Source organism: Prevotella sp. SGI.167 (assembly GCF_050313615.1).
Lineage (GTDB): Bacteria > Bacteroidota > Bacteroidia > Bacteroidales > Bacteroidaceae > Prevotella.
In genome coordinates this window covers 1-22,286 of sequence record NZ_JBNPLT010000042.1, presented here as the reverse complement: position 1 = coordinate 22,286, position 22,286 = coordinate 1, and the positions used below count along the sequence as shown (strand labels likewise).

Sequence of the window (22,286 nt, the reverse complement as noted above, 5' to 3'; positions counted from 1 at the left end):
AAAGGATAACAACTATCCACTATTTTATTTATCCTTAAAATCTCTAAATAATACCTTAGGGTAACTTACCTTTTGGTAATATTTATGCCAAGAAGAACTTAGTAATAAGTTTCTTACTAAAAGATAGCCTACGGTTCCTTTAAAAAAGGCTAAATATTACCCTAGGGTAATTTACCTTTGGGTAATATTTAGTAACTTTGCATCAAATTACTAGGAATATGACAGCATATCAATCTCCATTTCAATTCGGTACGCTAGCTACCAACGATAATTTCATCGACCGTGTGGAAGACAGGGCTTTGCTGAAGCAATTGCTGTCCTCTCATATCAACGTGATGCTTATCTCACCACGCCGATGGGGCAAGTCGTCGCTAGTCAAGAAAGCGATGAGTGAATTAGCTGATGAGGACAAGAGCGTGAGAGTCTGTTACATAGATGCTTTTAGCATCGGTTCAGAGGCTGAGTTCTATCGCACATTTGCCAGTCAAGTTATAGCTTGTGCTTCTTCTAAGATGGAACGATGGATGGAGGATGCCAAGAAGTTTGTACCGCAAGAGCGAGACAAGATGACTATCCTGCAACTTCCCGAAATGCTGGCAAAGGAAAAAGGTATCAAGATTATCGTCTGCATAGACGAGTTCCAGCAACTGGCTAATCTCCCAGAATACAAGGACATGGAAGGAAAAATGCGCTCCGTATGGCAGCAGCAACAACTCACCTCTTACTGTCTCTACGGCAGCAAGCGAAATATGATGCTCAACATCTTCAACAATGCCAACAGTCCTTTCTATCGCTTCGGACAAGTGATATTCATGCAGAAGATAGCCAAGAAACATTGGATTCCATTCATCCAACAATCGTTTGAGAAAACGGGCAAGTCTATTTCCGTTGATTTGGCAGATAGAATATGCAACACAGTATCTTGCCATTCCTGGTATCTGCAACAACTCTGCTATTTCATCTGGAGTTTCACGGCTTCAGAAGTAACCGAGGAGGTGTTTGCATTAGGCTTAAAACAGGTGCTCAACATCAATACCCCGATGTTCCAAAACGACACGGAGAACCTGAGTTCCACACAGATAGAGATGCTCAAGGCTATCGCCGATGGAGAACAACATTTCTCATCACAAGCTGTCAAGCAAATCTACAATCTCGGCAATCCTAACACAATAGTCAAAAACAAGAAGACGCTCCAAAACAAGGACATCATCGAAAAACAAAATGATGACTTTGTATTTGTAGACCCGATATATTGCATTTGGTTCAAAGGGGAATACTGTTAGGAATATCCAATTCGTCCACCACAATAAAAATCGGTCTCGACTGACGACATAATAAGAAACAAAATATAAAGATATAAAAAGAATAAGATAATGGCAAACGACAATAAAGGGCTTACACCGATGATGCGACAATTCTTCGAGATGAAAGCAAAGCATCCCGAGGCATTGCTGCTTTTCCGCTGTGGCGACTTCTACGAAACTTACTGCGAAGATGCGATAGAGGCTTCCCGAATACTCGGCATCACCTTGACCCGACGTAACAACGGTGGTTCGGCTGGTGGAGCAGAGATGGCTGGATTCCCTCATCATGCTCTCGATACTTATCTGCCTAAATTGGTGCGTGCAGGTAAACGTGTGGCGGTATGCGACCAGCTGGAAGACCCGAAGAAGAAACGACTGGAAATAAAGGGTAAGAAGGGACTGAGCCAGATGGACAAGATGGTGAAGCGAGGTATTACTGAACTCGTTACACCGGGTGTGGCGATGGGAGATAACGTGCTGAACTACAAGGAGAACAACTTCCTGGCAGCCGTACACTTCGGCAAGACCGCCTGCGGTGTGAGCTTTCTGGATATCTCGACCGGAGAGTTTCTTACCGGCGAGGGAACCTACGACTATGTAGAAAAACTGATGGGCAACTTCATGCCGAAAGAGGTGCTCTACGACCGCGCCCGAGTGAATGACTTCGGGAAATATTTCGGCAGCAAATACTGTACCTTCGAACTGGATGACTGGGTTTTCACCGAACAGACAGCCCTGCAGAAACTCCTGGGACATTTCAAGACAAAATCTCTGAAAGGTTTCGGTGTAGAGCATCTCAAGAACGGCGTGATAGCCAGTGGTGCCATCATGCAGTATCTCGAGATTACCCAGCATACACAGATTAATCATATCACCGCCCTTTCACGTATTGAAGAAGATAAGTTCGTGCGTATGGATAGGTTTACTATCCGCAGTCTGGAGCTGGTTGCCCCTATGCAGGAAGACGGTTCTTCTCTCCTGAATATCATCGACCGTACGGTAACGGCGATGGGCGGACGTATGCTCAGACGCTGGCTGGTCTTCCCATTGAAGGACGTTAAACCAATCAACGAGCGTCTCGACATCGTGGAATATTTCTTCAAGGAACCGGAATTCCGTCAGCTTCTCGATGACCAGCTGCATCGCATCAGCGACCTGGAGCGTATCATTTCCAAAGTAGCCGTGGGTAGAGTTTCGCCACGCGAAGTGGTTCAGTTGAAGAATGCACTCGAAGCCATCCAGCCTATCAAGGTGGCTTGTCAGCATGCCAAAAATGAAGTCTTGAAACGGGTAGGGGAGCAGCTGAATGTCTGCGAGACCTTGAAGGACCGTATCGCCAGAGAGATTCAGCCCGATCCGCCACAGCTTGTCAATAAGGGTGATGTGATTGCCGACGGTTTCAATGCCGAACTTGATGACCTTCGTGCCATCAGCCGTCATGGCAAGGATTATCTGCTCAAGATACAGGAGCGGGAAATAGAGAAGACGGGCATCAGCAGTCTGAAGGTGGGCTACAATAATGTGTTCGGCTATTATCTGGAAGTGCGCAACACCTTCAAGGACAAGGTGCCTGAGGAGTGGATTCGCAAGCAGACGCTGGCTCAGGCAGAGCGATATATTACCCAGGAACTGAAGGAATATGAGGAAAAGATTCTCGGTGCTGATGAAAAGATACTGATATTGGAGGCACAGCTCTTCAACGAATTGATTGTTGCCATGCAGGAATATATTCCTCAGATTCAGATCAATGCCAACCTCATCGCCCGTATGGATTGTCTCTTGTCCTTCGCCAAGACATCGGATGAAAACCGCTATGTGCGTCCTGTTATCGACGATTCTGAGATTCTCGACATCAAGCAGGGTCGTCATCCGGTGATAGAAACCCAGTTGCCTTTGGGCGAGCGTTATGTTCCGAACGATGTGTTGCTGGATACAGAGAAGCAGCAGGTGATGATGATTACCGGTCCTAATATGGCAGGTAAATCGGCGCTTTTGCGTCAGACGGCTCTTATAGTCTTGCTGGCTCAGGTAGGATGCTTTGTTCCGGCAGAAAGTGCGAGGGTAGGACTGGTTGACAAGATATTTACGAGAGTAGGAGCCAGCGACAATATCTCTCTGGGTGAATCAACCTTTATGGTAGAGATGACCGAGGCAGCTAATATATTAAATAATGTATCGCCGCGTTCATTGGTTCTCTTTGATGAGTTGGGAAGAGGAACTTCCACCTATGACGGTATTTCCATAGCCTGGGCTATCGTGGAGTATCTGCATGAACATAAGAGGGCACAGGCACGTACGCTCTTTGCCACTCACTATCATGAGCTCAACGAGATGGAGAAGATTTTCCCTCGCATCAAGAACTTCAATGTGAGTGTAAAGGAAGTGAACGGCAAGGTTATCTTCCTGCGTAAGTTGGAGCCGGGAGGCAGTGAGCATTCTTTCGGTATTCATGTGGCAGAGATTGCCGGAATGCCTCGCAGCATCGTAAACCGTGCCAATGTGATTCTCAAGCAGTTGGAGGAGGATAATGCGGGTGTTGGTGGTGCCGGCAAGCCTAATGTGCAGCGCATTGATGAGCCTAAGGAGGGTGTACAGCTCAGTTTCTTCCAGCTCGATGATCCTGTGTTGACGCAGATACGTGATGAAATCCTCGGTTTGGATGTCAACAATCTTACCCCGGTAGAGGCATTAAACAAGCTCAATGACATCAAGAAGATTCTACTGGGAAGATAAAAATATAAATCCCTCCCCGTGGCAGCAGATGCTGTTGCACGAGGAGGGATTTTTATAATCTGAAAATAAGTCGTCTAATATTATTTTGCCTCTACGTTCTTTTCTTTCGCTCTCTTTGTGCTGGAAGCAATGCTCCATACACCGGCGATGATGAGCGGAATACTCAATATCTGTCCCATATCCATAGGCAAGCCTGCCTCGAATGCCACCTGAATCTCCTTCGTATATTCGATGAAGAAGCGGAAGGTGAAGATAAGGGTAAGGCAAAGACCGAAATAGAAACCGGTTCCAACGCTCTTAGGACCTCTCTTCTTATAGATGAAGAGGATGATGAGGAAGAAGCAGAAATAAGCCAATGCCTCATAGAGCTGACCTGGATGGCGTGGATACTGGTCTTCGCGAACGAAGATAAACGCCCAAGGCACATCGGTAACCTTGCCGATAATCTCTGAATTCATCAGATTGCCCAAACGGATGAAAGTGGCTGTAATGCCTGAGCAGATACCCATATTGTCGAGCACTATCCAGCCACTCACCTTCATGTTGCGGCAATAGAGCCAGATGCCGACGAACATGCCGAATACACCTCCGTGGCTAGACAGTCCCTCATAACCCGTAAATTTCCAGCTGCCGTCTGGCATGTGGTGGATAGGTATCAGCATCTCGATGAAGTGATCCCACTGGGTGAGGAAATATTCCGGCTGATAGAAGAGACAATGTCCCAGACGGCCACCTATCAATACACCGATAAAGATGTAGAGAAACAGTGGAGAGAACTTCTCATCTGAAAGCCCCTGCTGCTTGTAGAGCTTGCTCATGAGCAGATAGCCTAGCAGCAGACCGATCATCCAGCAGGTGGAATAGTAGCGGATGGTCATAGGACCCAGATGAGCCAGGATAGGATCTGGGTCCCATACGATATAGTTTAGCAGATTTGCTATCATAACTGTAGAAGAATAGGATTATACATTGAAGCGGAAGTGCATGATGTCGCCATCCTGTACGATGTACTCCTTACCCTCGATACCGAGCTTACCAGCCTCACGTACAGCAGCTTCAGAGCCATACTTGATATAGTCATCATACTTGATAACCTCTGCACGGATGAATCCCTTCTCGAAGTCGGTATGGATGACGCCGGCACACTGAGGAGCCTTCCAGCCCTTGTGATAGGTCCATGCCTTGACCTCCATCTCACCAGCGGTGATGAATGTTTCGAGGTTCAGCAGGGCGTATGCCTTCTTGATGAGTCGGTTTACGCCGCTCTCTTCCAGTCCGAGTTCTTCGAGGAACATCAGCTTGTCCTCGTAAGTTTCGAGCGATGCGATGTCTTCTTCTGTCTTTGCAGCGATGACCATGCACTCAGCACCTTCTTCCTTAGCGATTTCCTCTACCTTCTTGCTATACTCGTTGCCGGTCTTGGCAGAAGCCTCGTCAACATTGGCTACGTAGAGCACTGGCTTGGTAGTGAGGAGGAAGAGGTCGTGAGCCACCTTCTGCTCTTCCTTGGTTTCGAAAGTAACGCCACGGGCGTTCTTTCCCTGCTCCAGAACAGCCTTGTAAGCCTCCAGAACGGTAACCATCAGCTTGGCATCCTTATTGCCGGCTGCAGCAGTCTTCTGCTGCTTGGCGAGCTGAGATTCGATGGTTTCCAGGTCCTTGAGCTGCAACTCTGTATCGATGACGCTCTTGTCCTCCAAAGGATCAACCTTAGCGCCACCTTCGCGGACGATGTTGTCATCGTCGAAGCAGCGGATTACGTGGATGATAGCATCACATTCACGGATATTTCCCAAGAATTTATTACCAAGACCTTCGCCCTTGCTGGCACCCTTTACGAGACCTGCGATATCTACGATTTCGCAAGTAGCTGGGACGATGCGTCCAGGGTGAACAATCTCTGCCAACTTGTTGAGTCGCTCATCAGGTACGGTGATGACGCCCAAGTTTGGTTCGATAGTACAGAAAGGGAAGTTAGCTGCCTGTGCCTTAGCACTAGACAGACAGTTGAACAGTGTAGACTTACCCACGTTTGGGAGGCCTACAATACCACATTTTAATGCCATTTTATCTTTAAACGTTTAAATATTTGGTGCAAAGGTACACATTATAAATGAAAGATACGAAGAAATCGTGGAAAATTAACTAAAACTTGGGGCATGAGACAAGAAAAAGGGCTGGTGGTATAGGTTTTCTCAATAACTTTTCTTACCTTTGCGAAAAAAAATCAAGGCTTATGTCAGAGAATCAAGATATACGATGGGTACAGCGATTGAGCAACTATGACAAGGCGGTTACTCGATTGCAGAATGCAGCCAGGATAGTTTCTACGGAGAAACAATTCAGTGGCGAAGTGGATGACCTTTTGAAAGAAGGTCTGGTGCAACGCTTTGAATATACTCAGGAATTGGCATGGAAAGTGATGAAGGATTATGAGGAATATCAGGGCTATACCGATGTGCAGGGTTCAAGAGATGCTATCCGCAAGGCTTTGCAGATGGGTATCGTAGAGGATTCTGCCTGGATGAGTACCATTTCATCCCGTAATCTTACTTCTCATTGTTATGATGAAGAGGAATTCAATATGGTATTGAACCAGATTATCCATGATTATCTTCCGATATTCGTAAAGTTCAGCGAGAAGATGAATGCCATCAAGGCTTCTGATGTATAATTTCTCCTGTTCTTGTTTATCTCTTTTGTTTCGGTAGTTTAGAAATGAATCTCTTTGATATTGACAGATGAAAAAATATGGCATAGAAGAGGGAGACTGGAAGAAAGTGTTCTCGGTTTTCTCTCATTTCCCTCATATCAGTAAGGCAATACTTTTTGGCTCCAGGGTTAAAGGAACCAACAAGCCTTTTTCCGATGTGGATATCGCATTGGTAGGCGAAGCCTTGTCGCTTACTGACTTGCTCCAACTCAAGAATGAAATAGATGATTTGCTCCTGCCCTACGAGTTTGATTTCTGCATCTATAAGGATTTGAAGAATGCTGATTTCAAGAGCCATATTGAAAGGAGAGGGGTAGAGATATATGATAGAAATTCTCGGGAATTATAATAGAAGTCGTTGGAGAAGATATGAGAAATCATTGGAAGATATAGTATCTAAGGCCACACATCAGCTGTTGTGCGGGCGTTGAACAGCTGATGTGTGATGAAATTCTTACATCTTCTCCAGTTGTAGAATTGTGATGGATATTATTTCTTTTTGCTATTCTTTTTGGTCAATGTCTTTTCGTCAGATTTCAATCTGCGTTCTACTTTCTTGACATCTTCACCTGCTGGAAGATCTTCTGGCACAATGCCACGTTGGAGCATCATATTACGAACAGCCTTATTATTATCGACATGTTCTTGACAGATAGTTTGCTGACCATGTAAATCCTTTTGCTGAACGTTGACAGAAGTCATTTCTGCAGCAAAATCTTTGGCTTTGATATTGAGTGTAGGGAGGAAATCGGCGAGAGGCCTGCTGTTGGGAGCACCCAATTTTCGTTTGAGAAGAGCCGTGTCGAGATTAAACAACGCCTTGTCGCCCAAAGAGCGAATGATGGCAAAGCCTTTGCTGTCCACACCTCTTTCATATAATACACCAGAGAGACGCTTTTCTGTTTCAGCAAGTTTTGCACGTGCTTGTACACGTTCGTATTCCTGCAAACGCTTTTGCACCAATTCTGCTCGGCGAGTTTGTACGGCAAAGTAGTTTTGGGCAAAAGAGATTTGTGGCTTGCGTGGATCACCGTTTTGGGCAATGAGATAGCAAGCATAACGAGTCAGCATGTAGTCTTTGACTTCACGCTGAGATCCAGAACCAAGGGTGACCATTTTGCTGACATCAGCAAAATGGTATGATACCTCTTGCCCTGCATTGGTACATGATGCTTTTGCTTTTTCGATAATTCCTTCGAAATTACGCCATTGGCTATAACCCAACACTTGTGCAAGTTCTCTTGCACTCCAACACTCTACGCCTTCGTATTCGTTGGCAATAGCTTCGAATTGCTCGAACAATTCTTTGATTTCTTCTTCCTTCATAATTGCTTATTTTTATGATATTTCGGCAAAGTTACGCTTTTTATTTGGTTGTAGCAAGGTAAAGGTTATTTATTTCCTTCTTTGCTCATCAATAAATACTTGTATCTCTCCTAAATTTCCAATTTCTTTTGGTAGAACAAACATATTTTAAAAGTTAGTCTGCTACAAGAATATTCTGTGTAACTCATATCGTTTAATTTTGAAAAGACTTCTTGGCTTCTGTCAAACTGTTATATAGCTCATCGTCAAACTCTCGGATGTCTTCGTCAGTCAATGCTCCGTCATAGTATAGGTAACATACGGTGATGTAATATCTACCTCCTGACATCCCATCGTATCGGCGAGCGATATGCTTGTCGAATTGGTATACCTTATCATATAGTTTGAGGTATGCATCGTGAGCATCCTCTTCTGATGCGTTCTTGTTCATGAAATCTTTGGTGGATTGCATGAACTTGGCACACTCTCGCTGCAAGCCCAAATTAATGAGCTTGCGAGCTGTTTTCTTCTGAGACTTCGTTAATTCGATAATGTTCTAAACGTTTCTTTTCCTTTTTAGTTTTGTTTCTTTTTGACATACATTCCTTGCAGATGTGCAGTTTGTGTTCTTTACCACTGAACGACTCGTTGGATTTATACTCTCCACACATCTTGCAATAATGTCCTTGGTGCTTATGTTTCTTTTTACCCATGACTTATTTTGCAAACAACTTACCGATGAGATTCAGAAGGTTAGAAACAGTCTCTTTGCTCTCCACTGGTATCTTGATGGAGGTTTCGCCTGTCTGCTCGTCTTTCTCAACGATGGAATCAACCAGCTGGGCTGTGGCTTCTGGCGACTTTAAGGTTTCGGCTAAGCCTGAGAGGAAAGATATTCCCAGGGCAACCAAATCCTTTGGCTCACTTGAGCGATTAGAGACAGATTCTCTGTTCGAAGATGAGTTCGTTTGCTGCTGGATGGAAACCTCTTCTTTATTCTCGTTAGATTTATGTTTGTTGCGAGCCTTCTCTGTTTCTTCGTCCTCTTCCACCATACCGCTCACTGTTTCCATCATCTTGCTGAACTTATCATCTGTGATGAATACAGAATCTTCGCCGTCATCAAGAACGCCTTCAAACATGGAGGTCTTGAAACGCAACTTACCGAGCATTTCCTGCTCGATGGAATCAGGTGTTACGAGATTGATAACCTGGATGTTGTTCTGCTGACCAAGGCGATAGATGCGCCCGATACGCTGTTCGAGAACGGCAGGATTCCAAGGCAAGTCGATGTTGATGATGGTAGCGGCTGACTGCAGGTTCAAGCCTGTGCTTCCGGCATCAGTAGAGAGGAAAACCCGGCTCGATGGTTCGTTCATGAAATTATCTACCAGGTTTTTGCGCTTTTCGGATGGCACGCCACCATGCAGATATTCAAAGCCTATTTCTTTTTTCTCCAGTTCCTTGGCGATGAGGCGGGTCATGCGTTCCCATTGACTGAATACCACAACCTTTTCACCTTCCTCGCTGATAATGTCGCTGATGATGTTCACGCATTCATCCACCTTGGTGTCGTATCTCGTCTTTTGGTCGAGGATATAACTGCTGTCACATACCATGCGCATCTGTGAGAGGAAGAGCAGGAGACGCTTGCGGTCTTTATCGGATAGGAAATGCATCCTGCGCCATTTCAGAACCAGGAGACGTACCTGGTTCTGCCACTCCTGATGCATCTCCATCTGCTCGTTGGTCATCGGAATGAAAAGGTTCTTGTCAGAACGCTCAGGCATCTGGAGTTTCACATCCTTCTTGCGACGACGGATGAGAATATCGCCCAGCTTCTTGCCTATGTCGTTTAAGTTCTTATAACCCAGAACTTTTCCTGTTTCATCAGTAATGATATGCTTGTCTTTGAAGAGGTAGTAAGGGGCAAGGCGGAAATTATCAACAAACTCCACGATAGAGTAGAGTTCATCGAGCTTGTTCTCCAATGGGGTACCGGATAGAATTACGGAGTAATCTGATTCTATCTTTCTTGCCGCACGGGAAATCTGCGTGTTCCAGTTCTTCAGGCGCTGCACCTCGTCCATGATGAGCATATCGGTTTGCAAACAGCCGAGTATCTTGATGTCATTGGCGGCACTATTATAGGAAATAATCTTGTAAGGTTCCGGGCGATTGTACGCTTCCTTTCTCTTGAGATGACTTCCCTCTATGACGAAGACTTCGGCATCAGTAAACTTCTTGATTTCACTTCGCCATTGATATTTGAGCGAGGTAGGGCAGAGGATGAGTACAGAGCCAATAAGACCTTCCTTGCGTAGCAGTTCGGCAGTACCTATAGCTTGGATTGTCTTTCCGAGACCCATCTCGTCGGCAATGATAGCCTTTCCTGCCTTTGCAGCAAAGCGGATGCCCTCTTTCTGGTAAGGATAGAGGTTTACTTTCAAAAGATTGTTGAGTTTCTCGTCATCGTATGTCTTCACAATCTTCATTCTTTTCGCTTTTTCGCGAATATCGATGATAAAGTCAATGGCATCTTTATAGCATCTGAATGTATCGCTGATTTGGCGAGCTTGTTTCAAGAAAGAGCCAATGCGGGCATAGGCTGATTTCTTCAAGACATGGTTCTTGTCAAAGTAATCTTTGGCTAACTGTTCGTATGCCTCCTTGTTGTCTGAGCCGATACGAATCTTTACGCATCGCTCATCCCGATAGGAGAGATAGACAGAAGTATAAGGTGGCAATTCCCGATGTACATGTACGCCCCTCTTTCCGCCAAACCATTTCTTGACGGCTTCGATATGTTTGCAGGTGCCGAGTCTCGAAGTCTTGAAATCCATGCAGGAACAATAATTCCATTCGCTGTTGGCTCCACGATACACCACCTTGTACTCGTTGTTCTTTTCAGGGTTGCGAACGATATACTCTCCAGGGCAAAGGGCGTCATCAACACAACTGATATCGAAGTGCTCGATATCGGTCACCTGCTTGCGCAGTTTGATTTGCCATTCCTCTAAAGTCATGTTTTCTGGTTTCACGATATGCGAAACCTTGACTTTCTTCTTTTTCTTTATAGCCTTCTTGGTGCTGTTACCGTCTTGGTTAGCTGCCTGCTTATTATTCTTTGCCATTGTTATGTTGCCTTATTTCAAACGTTTAAATATATTTAATGCAAAGATACACATTATGGATGAAAGATACAAAGAAATCGTGGAAAATTAACTAAAAATCATAGATGAGGGAAAATTGATGTTGGAAAAACAAGTGAAACGCTGAAACACTTGCGGATGCAGGAAGATATAGGAGAAGACGTTGAGGTATATAGGGATAGTCTTCAAAAGATATAGGGATAGTTGTCGAAAGATATAGGAGAAGTACCTGGAAGGTATAACAGAAGTCTTTGAGGTATATAATAGAAGTTGCTGGAAGATATAGGAGAAATTGTTGGAAGATATAGTATATAAGGCTGCACATCAGCTGTTGTGCGCTTGCACATCAGGTGATGTGCGCTTGCATAACAGCTGATGTGCGAGTGTTGGACGGCTGATGTGCGGTGAAAAAGTTACCATTTTCCCAATGCTGGGAAAATGGTAAGAGATTAGAGATTTTTTTCGAATTGCTTCAATACATCACATCGGGTGGTGTATTGATCCACGATTTCCGGATGTTGACGGCTGAACTGGCTCCATTCCATCATTGCCTGATATTGAGCGGATTGTGGCTGGAGAAGCTTCTGCTCGTTCCAGTTGGCATCGTATGTAATTTTGAACCATGGATCGATGCCGATGGATGAGAGGGCATAGAGCGAATGATAGCGAAGCGTAAGATTGCTGCTTTGCTTGCTCACCTTGAGATATTTCTGAGCGATGGCTGCGAAATCGGCTTCGCCTGTGCGGGCACTATCGGCTACGCTCTTGCCATAATGGGTAAGATACCAGCAGTCGCCATAACAGGATGCCTGATAATAGCGGGTGGCAAGTTCATAGGCAAGTTTCTCCCTGACTTCGCCTTCACGAGCCACATTGTATTGGCTGATGAGCTGGTTCATCTCCTTACAGAATTTCAACTTCGGGTTCTCTTTCAGGTGGGCATAACTGCCCTGAATGCTCCACATATCCGAATCATTCACCTTCTGGTGGTTGAACCAGTAAGGCACAGCATAACTGCGCTTCTCGGCATAGAAACTGATGGCCTGGTTGTTGATGAAATCCAAAGAAATATCCTTCTGCCAGCGGGCAGCTTCTCCAAAGTTACCCTCGGCAAGATACTTGGTGCCTATCATATCCTTGAAGAAATCGGCATTGCGATAGAGCGACTGGCAGACGTATTGCTGAAAGGCATCCTGATGTTGAGCGGTGATGAAGCGATAGTAATCAGCAAGTTGCTGCGCAGAGAGCGAGTCGAGACGAAGGGCGTATTCCGATGAATAAAGATAGCGGCTGATGTATTCTTCATTCTGTTGCTCCTTGTAGAAGGTTCGCATGTAGGCATCCATCATGCCATACATCGCCGTAGCCATGCTTTCGTAATCTCTGCCAGCTTCCTGCCGGTTTTCCTTTTTCGCCTTGTCTGCCATCGTCTTGAACCGGTTGTACAGGGCGCGGTAAGCCACGCGCTCCTTCACCTCTACATAGTGGTTGTCAGGATTGGTGGAAGAATCTTTTCTTGGGTTTTCTTCCTTTGCCATCTCGTTGAGCCATTTGAATTCGCCGACCAGATATTGCGGATAATCGCTATCCACTTGTGTGTTTCGGGTAGAAACCAAGAGGCGGATGGCTCTTGCATTATCCTTCATTCGCTGTGTTCCATCCAGGGCGACAGCTTCACTAATCTCCTTCCATGCTTCCTGCTGATATCCATAGAGATAATGGAGCATGGCGGTGGCAGAACGCCACAGACAAGGACTCTGCGTCTTGCCTTCTGCGATGACCTCGTTGGCAAAGGTGATGAAGTTGAGGGCTTCTTTCTGATAGATTACCTTGGCGCCTATTTCCTCAATCCACTCTTTATCTAACTGTTCTTTGGAGCGACTGTCTATTGTCTGCTGACAGTTGTTCACGAAATCCTGCACCAGATAGGTGAGCATTGCCGAGTTCGGATTCTTGAGATAGGTGCTCTGAATGCCCGCAAGATTGCGATAGTTTCGGGCGAGTACCCTGATACTTGCCATATCTCCCTGCTCGGCATAGATATCGAGTGCCTGCTGGTGTTTCCCTGTTTTCCACAAAGCCCGGGCATAAATGTTGCGCATCGCCTCCCGCCATGGTGATTTAGGAAGTCGGGAGGCGATGGCATTCCAATAGGTGATGTTCTGCTGGTGAAATCCCTTCATCATATTGGTACGCATACGGAGCAGGGCGTACTGGCTCTTGAGTTTGGTACCCTTGTAGAGTTTGGTGACATTATTGAGTCGGGTAAGCGATTGTTGGGCCAGGAGCCGTTCCTGCTTTGATGCATAGTTCCAGACATTGGGATTCAGCTTTTCGCAAGTATCCAGATAATCGTTCAGGCGTCGGAGATAGGAAATCATTTCTGCATCCTTTTTGCGCTGAGCAACTTTCTGAATATATTTCTGGTTCCATCTGTAGAAAGATAAATCAGTAGAGGAGGATAAATAAGTAGAAGATGTTTTGTCGACATACTTCTGCCAGTAGCTGGCGATATCGTAGAGATACGCTGGCGAAGTCTGGTCGCGATTGAATACGCTGAACATATAATAGTTGTGATCAGAGTATTCGGCAACGCAGGCGTTGGCGTGGGTGTTAAATGCTGCTGCTATTACTCCTATGATTAAAAATCTTTTCATAATCTTCTGATTTAAATCGTTTGATATTATCGGTGTTGAGATCGAAGAGAATAACCTCGTTGTTGATGTCTTCATTCTGGTAATTGATGCTTCTGACGGCTTCCATGATGTCGCTCATTTCGGGCTTTCTTACTACGATGCTGTCGCTTGGCAATACGGGGAAATCATCATCAGCATGCAAGATGCCTACGAATTTTCCTTCTCTGAAGAGAACTCGCCAGCTGAAGAGTGGATAGGCTGCAGAGAGCGGTAACGGATAACTGCCCAGATGCTGGATGTAAGGAGCTACATCCTTCATGTCGAGTATCGGCTTTTGGCAACTAAGCTGTTTTACATCGCCCGTATTATACATCATCAGGATGCCTCTATCCACAGGGGGTGGAGTCATCGAGAGCTGGTGTAACCGGATGGTAGCGGAAAGTTGCATCTTCTTGTCTTTGGCATTCTCCTTTAAAATATGGAGGAATTCAAAATAAGCTTCTTGCGTTGAAGCAGTCCAGTCGCAGTCTATCTGAATCTCTTTCACGTTCCCGATGTCATTGGCTTCGTTCATCTGAAGGATGCGGTTCAGAATTTTATCTGCGAGTTGTCGGGGTGTTTCATCTGAAGATTTCCCGCCCGATTTGTCGCTGCTGATAGAATTCGTCTTGGTATTTGCTTTAAAACAGTTGTTCACGATATAGACAACGGGGATAATCTCCATTCCTTTCGGCATCAGAGGTTCTTTCTCCTTTTCTTCAGTTGTCATATTTTCATCGGTTGTATCAAATTGCAGGGTAGCATTGGGCATGATTTCTCCATCCGCATCCCTTACCACATCAAAGAATCTAACGTAGAGTCGTTTGATATGGTGTTTCTGGATGAAGTTCATCTTGCTGCTGTCCATCTGCCAGGTTGTACTCCAATAGTAGGCGGAGCGCTGGTTTTCTGTTGTTGTATCTTGTGAACAGGAAATCAGACAGATGCAGGTGAATAATGCTGGCAGCAAGCGCATTGATGTAAGATCATTCCATATTCTTCTCATCATCTATAGCGTTTTGTCGGCAAAGATAGATATTTCCTGGCGAATGTGGCAAGAAATGAGATGTAAATAAAGTTAAAAAGGTCTCATATCATATTCCCTACATTGGGAAAACGATATGAGACCTTTTATTGGTATGATGTTTTTTATCCTTCAATTACCCCTTTCCACAATCCGTGGAGATTGCAGTATTCGCGAGCCGTAACATCCTTGGCATCAGCGTTTGTCATGAAGATAGCCTCTGGCTTTTCACCCGGCTTCAACTCATGGCGGAGCACATCGGTAGGGGTGAGCAGCTCAATCCACTGGATGTAATGCTCTGGGAGCATCGGATGCTCCACGCTTCCTACTGTTACACGGTAACCGCCCTCGATAGGTTCAATCACAGGCACGTGCTTCTCCTTGGCGCCATCGCTGGTGTTTTCCTTCATGAGCTTCATTGGTTCACCGCAGCAGCTAAGCACGGCTCCAGGGTTCACTACTTCTACTACGTTGCCACAAATCTGGCAGCGGTAGATTTCTCTAACTTTTGTCATAATGGTTCCTCCTATATTAATATATGTGTTGCCTGAATATCAGGCGTTTCTTTGGATTATTTCTCCAAAAAGTTTTCTTCGGGTTACTCCTCAACGAGGCTGAAATCATCCTTGCCTACTCCGCAAAGAGGGCAAACCCAATCATCAGGGATGTCTTCGAATGCTGTACCTGGAGCGATGCCGCCCTCTGGATCACCTACTTCTGGATCATAAACCCAACCACATACGTCACAAACATATTTCTTCATAATGTTTTCCTTTCTTCTTTTGATGTAAATATTCTTGTTCTTTCATTCTCTATCAGATAAGTACTACAGCGCAATTCTCTGATAAACATTGCAAATGTACGATTTCTTTCTCTAATTCCCAAATAAATTTAGAAATATTATAAAAACATTATATATTTTAATCTTAGGGATAAAAGAGAGCTGGGAAAAGAAGAGAAAGCTGAGAAAAGAAGAGAAAAAATTGAGTTTTTTCTGATTATCATCCTTATTATTAAAAAAAAGTTGTATATTTGCACCATTATAACTAACTATAACAACAACATTAATTATGGGAATTAAAATGAGTTTTAAGTCACAATTATGTGCTGCAATCCTTACTTTGGGTTGCTCTAGCCTAACAGCTAATGCCATGGTTGGGAATGATGCTGCCAAGGAAAACAAGATTCAGCATTATCAGCCATCTGCGGAAAATCTGGAATCCCGCAAGCAGTTCCAGGATGATAAGTTCGGTATCTTCCTGCATTGGGGATTGTACAGCATGCTCGCTACCGGCGAATGGACAATGACCAATAAGGACCTGAATTACAAGGAGTATGCTAAGTTGGCTGGTGGTTTCTATCCTTCTAAGTTTGATGCTGCCAAATGGGTGGCTGCCATCAAGGCTTCAGGTGCCAAGTACATCTGCTTTACCACTCGTCATCACGAGGGATTCTCTATGTTCAAGACCAAGTATTCTGATTATAATATTGTAGATGCTACTCCTTTCCGTCGCGACATCGTAAAGGAGCTGGCGGATGAGTGCCACAAGCAGGGCATCGCTTTGCACCTTTATTATTCTCATATCGACTGGTATCGTGAGGATGCTGTATGGGGAAGAACAGGTAGAGGTACTGGCCGTCCTAATCCGAAGGGAAACTGGAAGAGCTACTATCAGTTTATGAACAACCAGCTTACTGAGCTTCTTACCAACTACGGTAAGGTGAGATGTATCTGGTTTGATGGATGGTGGGATCAGGATCAGAATCCTAACTTCGACTGGCAGTTGCCTGAGCAGTATGAACTCATCCATCGCCTGCAGCCAGGTTGCCTGGTCATGAACAACCATCATTCTACTCCTTTCGAGGGTGAGGATGCTCAGGCATTCGAGCGTGACCTTCCTGGTGAGAACAAGGCAGGATTGTCTGGTCAGGACATCAGTCGTCTGCCTCTCGAAACCTGCGAGACTATGAACGGAATGTGGGGTTACAAGATTACCGACCAGGATTATAAGTCTACCAAGACTTTGGTTCATTATCTGGTGAATGCGGCTGGAAAGAATGCCAATCTGTTGATGAATATCGGTCCTCAGCCAGATGGTGAGCTTCCTGCAGTAGCATTGGAGCGCCTGGCAGAGATGGGTGAGTGGATGAAGACTTACGGCGAAACCATCTATGGTACCCGTGGCGGCATCGTGGCTCCTCATGATTGGGGTGTTACTACCCAGAAAGGCAACCGTCTTTTTGTTCATATCCTGAACTTGAAGGATAAAAGCCTCTTCCTGCCTCTTGGGAACCAGAAGGTAAAGAAGGCATTCGATTTTGCCAGCAAGAAGCCGGTGAAGGTTCAGAAGTGCGAAGGTGGTGTACTCCTGAATCTCGGTGAGGTTCCTACAGAGATGGATAAGGTTGTGGAAATTGCACTCTAAGATTGTGTGAATAATATATTGGAAAAGAGTCGTAATCTCCTGGAATATTGGAGATTGCGACACTTTTTTGTTTTGTGGGAAAACGCGATTTGCGTTATCGGAAAAATCTTTTTCGTTATAGAAAAATCCTATCCCAAAAGGTTGGCGATAGTTTGCTTCACTCTTTCTGCAGATGTAACAGGAGAGTTGCTTTCATCAGCACCCTCGGCACCCATGTATACATTGGTATTGAGCTGCTTCATCTTGCTAGGTACGTTGACTCTTGCCGAGAAGTGATACTCGTGGATACCGGTAGCATCAAAGATGGTGCGGATGTTATCCTCGTTTACGCCACATCCGGCAAGGAGGATGATGCGACCAGCTGCTGCCTTCTTAAGTTCGGAAAGAAGCGTTATACCTTCTACTGCCTTTGGCTGCTGACCCGATGTAAGAATGCGGTCGCAACCCAGAGAGATGATGTCTTCCAAAGCCTTCTGAGGATTGGCGGCACGGTCGAAGGCACGATGGAAGGTAACGCTCAACGGTTTCTGTTCATTACCGCCTTTCGCCAGTTCCACGAGTCGGCGATTCGCTTCCATGTCCACTTCTCCATCTTCTGTAAGGCATCCGATTACTACACCATCTACACCCAATTCCCGGCAAAGGCGAATGTCTTCTTCCATACGCTCAATCTCCAAAGGAGTATAGAGAAAATCTCCACCACGAGGGCGGATGATGACATGGAGCTTGGTTTGATGGAGTAATTTTCTGGCAATTTTTATTTCACCATACGATGGGGTCGTGCCACCTTCTGGTATGCCTGCACATAGTTCAACACGGTTGGCTCCACCTTCCTGTGCAGCCAGACAGCTCTCTACGCTGTTGGCGCATATTTCAAACTTAAAATCGTCTCTGTTCATAGTTTCAAATTCTTCTTTCAGTTTAGTTACTTGATTTCTTTCTAATTCTTTTCTCTTTTTACTCGATTTCTCGAATTTTTCTGCAAAGATAACATTTTTTCTTTTGGGATAGCTATTATTTCAAAAAAAAACATTATTTTTGCAGAAAGTTGAAATCGAAACATCAATATATTAACTGGAATATAGTAACAGAATTAAAAAGCTAACTAACAATGAGAAATTTTTTAGTAATGTTCGCTGTTATGTTTTTGGCCTCTTGGCAGACTATGATGGCGGCAAATGATCATTTCATTACCGATGCAGCTTATCGTACGAAAATGGAAACGGCCTTTCAACAAAAGGTCAAGTTGGTAGGTAAGCAGTTCTATGACCAGAAGATGCTCAAGCAGCAGAATGCTACCAGCGATGAGGCAGAGGCTTTGCAGTTTCTTTATGCTTACATGCCTTTAGCTGATGTTACTGACTATCCAACCAGCTTCTTCCTGGAAAACGTTCGCTCTAGCTTCGAGGCACGTCAGCAGATGGCTTGGGGCAGCAAGGTGCCTGAGTTGCTTTTCCGTCATTTCGTACTTCCTGTTCGCATCAACAATGAGAATCTGGACAATTCCCGTATGGTTTTCTTCAAGGAATTGAAGGAGCGTGTGAAGGGTATGAGCATGAAGGATGCCATCCTCGAGGTAAACCACTGGTGTCATGAACGAGTTACTTATCAGCCATCAGATGGCCGTACATCAGCACCTCTTTCTACCATTCGTTCGGCTTACGGACGTTGTGGTGAGCAGAGTACTTTTACCGTGGCTGCATTGAGAGCTATTGGTATTCCTGCACGCCAGGTTTATACTCCTCGCTGGGCACATACTGATGATAACCACGCTTGGGTAGAGGCTTGGGCTGATGGTACCTGGTACTTCCTGGGAGCCTGTGAGCCGGAAGCAGTATTGAATCTGGCATGGTTTAATGCTCCTGCATCACGTGCCATGCTGATGCATACCAAGGCTTTCGGTGATTATAATGGTCCGGAGGAAGTGATGCTCCGCACCTCTAACTATACCGAAATCAACCTCATCGACAACTATGGTTCTTCAGCTCGCATCGATTTCAATATCGTAGATGCAGCAGGCAATCCTGTTGATGGAGCGAGAGTAGATTTCAAGATTTATAACTACGCCGAGTTTAACACAGTAGTTACCAAATATACAGCTGCAGACGGCAAGACATTCCTTTCTGCCGGCAAGGGTGATATGATGATCTGGGCTTCCAAGGGTGGTAAATATGGTTTTGCCAAGGCTTCTTTCGGGAAAGACAAGGCAATAACCGTAAAAATGACCTATGAGGTTGGAAAGCAGATGAGTGCTTCTCAGCAATCTAATGCGGTAGCTTCTGCCAAGATGGTATTCTTCAGAGATTCATTCGATATCGTTCCTCCTCCAGAGAAAGCCAATATTCCTGAAGTTTCTCCTGAGGCAAGAGCTAAAAACTTAGAGCGTTTTGCTTACGAAGATTCTATCCGCCATGCTTATCTTGCTACCTTCTATAACAAGGAAAGTGCATTGCAGGCATTGAAGGATAATGGTCTTGCTTCTGGTTCTGAGGAGAATACTCAGAAGATGGTGAAATTCCTGGTAGGTTCAAGCGGTAACCATCGCGTTATCCTTTCTTTCCTGGTTAATCATAAGGATAATCTGAATCGTGCCATTGGCTTGCTCGGTACATTGAGCGCCAAGGATTTGAGAGATATGCAGATGGATATCCTGGAAGATAACTTCAATGCCAAGAGCGACCAGTTGTCTCCACGTGTAGAAAACGAGATGATCATTACTCCATTCAAGCAGTTCTTTGAGAAGGAATTTGCCAAGAAGCAGGTTGCTTTCAAGAACAATCCAAGTCTCTTGGTTGAGTGGGTGAAGAAGAATATCCGTATCAATCCTGATAAGAAGGCGCTCCAGATTGCTCAAACTCCTATCGGTGTATATCGTGCTCGCCTTACCGATGCCCGTTCTCGCAAGGTATTCTTCGTGGATGTTGCCAGAAGTTTGGGTATCGAGGCTCAGGTGGATGAGGTGACTAAGAAAACACAGTATAAGAATGCAAATGGAGGCGAATGGATTGACGTTGATTTCGACAATGCTAAACAGGAGGTGGCTGCAAGAGGCAAACTCGTTATGAAATATGCTGATAATGGAGCTATTGATGATCCTAAATATTATAGCCACTTCACCTTGCATCGCATTAATCCTGATGGTTCTACCTCTCTCTTGGAATATCCTGAGGAGGGATGCACTTGGAGCGGTACCTTTAAAAATGGGGTGGAATTGGATGAAGGCGACTATTCGCTTGTTACCGGTACTCGTCTTGCCAATGGTGGCGTGCTTGCAGAAATGCAGATGTTCCATGTTGAAAAGGGCGGTACAACTGTCATTGATATGCACTTACGTACTTCTTCTACTGAGGTTACTGTGATTGGTAATTTCGACTCAGAGTCGAAATTCATGTTGTTGACTAGCCCAGAGGAAAATGGTGGCTCCTTTGCATCTGCTACAGCTAATGCTCAGGAGGTAAGTCTTCTCAGTCAGACTGGTCGTGGATACTTCATTACGGGAGTGATTGGTGTTGGTCAGGAACCTACTAATCATGCTTTGAAGGATATTGCCAAAGTGGCTCAGGTTTTTGAGAAATGGAATCGTCCTATCGTTCTCCTGTTCGAGGATGAGGCGTCTGCTCAGAAATTCAGAATCTCTGAATTCCCTGGATTGCCAAAGAATATCATCTTTGGTTTCGACAAGGATGGGGCTATCCGCAAGCAGATTGTTACTAACATGAAGCTTCAGAATGCTAATCTCCTTCCTATGTTCATCCTTTCTGATACCTTCAACCGTGTGGTTTATATCTCTCAAGGATATACTATCGGCTTGGGTGAGCAGTTGGAGACTATTATTAAGAAACTGTAGTTGGTATCATCAGCTACAGCTTTCACCAGAAAAATGGAGAAGGAGGAATAAATAACCAAAAATCTCCTATATATAATAAGGTATACCCGTTGGCAAAATAATTAATTTTATTCAGCCAACGGGTATTTATGTATCTCTATATATAATTAATGTATAGAAGTGATTCTTGGTGGGAAATATTTCCGTAAAATACTAGATGTATTTCATGAGGATATCCCAAACTGCGATAATGTGGCAAACGCTTCCTGCTAAAACAAAGAAATGGAATACCGAATGCATATATCGCTTCTTGTTGATGCTGTAGAAAACGGCTCCCGTAATGTAACAGACGCCCTCTGCGATAATCCAGATAACTGTGGCTGGTGAAACCGAATCTATCAATGGCTTGAAAGCCACGAGTACGGATAACCCCATTCCTACAAAACAAATCGTTTCTAAGTTGCTGTGATCCTTGAGTTTTGCGAAGCTCATGACGGTTCCGGCAATGGCGCAGGTCCAGATAAAGATGAAAAGGCTCCATCCCCAATATCCCTGATCGCGCATCGCTATCAAAGTGATAGGCGAGTAAGAACCGGCAATATGCCAATAGATGGCTGCATGATCCCACTTGCGCAATCGCTCCTTCCATTTGCTCCAGGCAGAAATGGCATGGTAGGTTGTTGAGGCGATGTACGACATCAACATTCCAAACAGGTAGAGAATAATACCAGCTGTGGCCCATCCGTTATGTTGCGTAAAGCACCAATACAGGAAAATGGCTCCAAAGACAACACCCAAGAGAATACCACCGGCATGCGACCAGGAGTTCCAAAGTTCCTCTTTATGATTGAAGTGTATTTTGAGTTTCATATTGTTTAATATCTTTTATTATTGTTGAACAAATATTGTTTGCGTGGCAAAGATACTAAGAAAAATCGAGTTGAGAGTTATTTTTAGGGATTGTTATGATATGAAAGGTGTTATTGTCTGTATCTGAAGTAAAAGGTTTTGCTTTATTTGCCTGATGTCTGCATTTTTGTGCTTTATTCCGAAAATAAATCAAGAAAGTGTTGGTGGTTACTGTTTATTTTCTTATTTTTGCATTTGAAAACTCTATAATGATAATAA

General features: G+C 44.7%; 17 protein-coding genes. 6 read left to right on the top strand and 11 right to left on the bottom strand.

Translation table 11 applies throughout. The features are described from left to right. Positions 1-218: 218 nt before the first annotated feature. Positions 219-1,283 (top strand): AAA family ATPase, encoded by a 1,065-nt coding sequence (locus ACQRBJ_RS14420; protein WP_294972198.1) that lies wholly within the window; start codon positions 219-221, stop codon positions 1,281-1,283. A 90-nt stretch (positions 1,284-1,373) separates the two neighbouring features. Then, a complete protein-coding gene (gene mutS / locus ACQRBJ_RS14415; protein WP_445304014.1) occupies positions 1,374-4,037 on the top strand; it encodes a DNA mismatch repair protein MutS in 2,664 nt (887 codons plus the stop codon). A gap of 80 nt (positions 4,038-4,117) precedes the next feature. Here the strand turns inward: mutS and lgt are convergent, their stop codons facing one another. Then, entirely contained in the window at positions 4,118-4,981 is an 864-nt protein-coding gene (lgt, locus tag ACQRBJ_RS14410; protein WP_445304013.1) for a prolipoprotein diacylglyceryl transferase, read from the bottom strand. Positions 4,982-4,999: 18 nt separating this feature from the next. Next, entirely contained in the window at positions 5,000-6,103 is a 1,104-nt protein-coding gene (ychF, locus tag ACQRBJ_RS14405) for a redox-regulated ATPase YchF (protein WP_089543063.1), read from the bottom strand. Between the two features lie 170 nt (positions 6,104-6,273). Between ychF and ACQRBJ_RS14400 the strand changes: the two genes are divergently transcribed. Then, positions 6,274-6,711 (top strand): nucleotidyltransferase substrate binding protein, encoded by a 438-nt coding sequence (locus ACQRBJ_RS14400; RefSeq protein ID WP_294972206.1) that lies wholly within the window; start codon positions 6,274-6,276, stop codon positions 6,709-6,711. Between the two features lie 67 nt (positions 6,712-6,778). Further along, a complete protein-coding gene (locus tag ACQRBJ_RS14395) occupies positions 6,779-7,099 on the top strand; it encodes a nucleotidyltransferase domain-containing protein (protein WP_445304012.1) in 321 nt (106 codons plus the stop codon). Between the two features lie 140 nt (positions 7,100-7,239). Here ACQRBJ_RS14395 and dinD read toward each other — a convergent pair whose 3' ends face one another. From dinD to rd, 7 genes are all read right to left on the bottom strand, one after another. Further along, positions 7,240-8,076, bottom strand: coding sequence for a DNA damage-inducible protein D (gene dinD / locus ACQRBJ_RS14390; RefSeq protein WP_441934034.1), 837 nt, complete (start codon positions 8,074-8,076; stop codon positions 7,240-7,242). A 193-nt stretch (positions 8,077-8,269) separates the two neighbouring features. Then, on the bottom strand, positions 8,270-8,506 hold the full coding sequence (locus ACQRBJ_RS14385; RefSeq protein WP_445304011.1) for a hypothetical protein: 237 nt from the start codon (positions 8,504-8,506) through the stop codon (positions 8,270-8,272). 265 nt (positions 8,507-8,771) lie between these two features. After that, on the bottom strand, positions 8,772-11,189 hold the full coding sequence (locus ACQRBJ_RS14380; RefSeq protein ID WP_445304010.1) for a DEAD/DEAH box helicase: 2,418 nt from the start codon (positions 11,187-11,189) through the stop codon (positions 8,772-8,774). Positions 11,190-11,656: 467 nt separating this feature from the next. After that, complete coding sequence (locus ACQRBJ_RS14375; RefSeq protein ID WP_441934038.1) at positions 11,657-13,864, bottom strand: hypothetical protein; 2,208 nt, start codon at positions 13,862-13,864, stop codon at positions 11,657-11,659. Continuing rightward, entirely contained in the window at positions 13,821-14,891 is a 1,071-nt protein-coding gene (locus ACQRBJ_RS14370; RefSeq protein ID WP_445304009.1) for a hypothetical protein, read from the bottom strand. Before ACQRBJ_RS14370 ends, ACQRBJ_RS14375 begins: the two co-directional genes overlap by 44 nt. 140 nt (positions 14,892-15,031) lie before the next feature. After that, positions 15,032-15,421 (bottom strand): desulfoferrodoxin, encoded by a 390-nt coding sequence (locus tag ACQRBJ_RS14365; protein WP_153121941.1) that lies wholly within the window; start codon positions 15,419-15,421, stop codon positions 15,032-15,034. An 83-nt stretch (positions 15,422-15,504) separates the two neighbouring features. Continuing rightward, the gene (rd, locus tag ACQRBJ_RS14360; protein ID WP_153121942.1) at positions 15,505-15,669 is read right to left on the bottom strand and encodes a rubredoxin; all 165 of its coding nucleotides are present in this window, start codon (positions 15,667-15,669) and stop codon (positions 15,505-15,507) included. Between the two features lie 388 nt (positions 15,670-16,057). Between rd and ACQRBJ_RS14355 the strand changes: the two genes are divergently transcribed. Continuing rightward, on the top strand, positions 16,058-17,332 hold the full coding sequence (locus ACQRBJ_RS14355) for an alpha-L-fucosidase (protein ID WP_254880914.1): 1,275 nt from the start codon (positions 16,058-16,060) through the stop codon (positions 17,330-17,332). Between the two features lie 128 nt (positions 17,333-17,460). On the opposite strand, the gene ACQRBJ_RS14350 is transcribed toward ACQRBJ_RS14355, so the two are convergent. Beyond that, on the bottom strand, positions 17,461-18,231 hold the full coding sequence (locus tag ACQRBJ_RS14350; RefSeq protein ID WP_445304008.1) for a copper homeostasis protein CutC: 771 nt from the start codon (positions 18,229-18,231) through the stop codon (positions 17,461-17,463). Positions 18,232-18,443: 212 nt separating this feature from the next. On the opposite strand from ACQRBJ_RS14350, the gene ACQRBJ_RS14345 reads away from it, so the two are divergent. After that, positions 18,444-21,179: a transglutaminase-like domain-containing protein gene (locus ACQRBJ_RS14345; protein ID WP_445304007.1), complete on the top strand. Its 2,736-nt coding sequence runs from the start codon at positions 18,444-18,446 to the stop codon at positions 21,177-21,179. 192 nt (positions 21,180-21,371) lie between these two features. Here ACQRBJ_RS14345 and trhA read toward each other — a convergent pair whose 3' ends face one another. Continuing rightward, positions 21,372-22,028 carry a PAQR family membrane homeostasis protein TrhA gene (trhA, locus tag ACQRBJ_RS14340; protein ID WP_153121946.1) on the bottom strand — a complete coding sequence of 219 codons (657 nt, stop codon included), beginning with the start codon at positions 22,026-22,028 and terminating at the stop codon, positions 21,372-21,374. Positions 22,029-22,286: the final 258 nt, after the last annotated feature.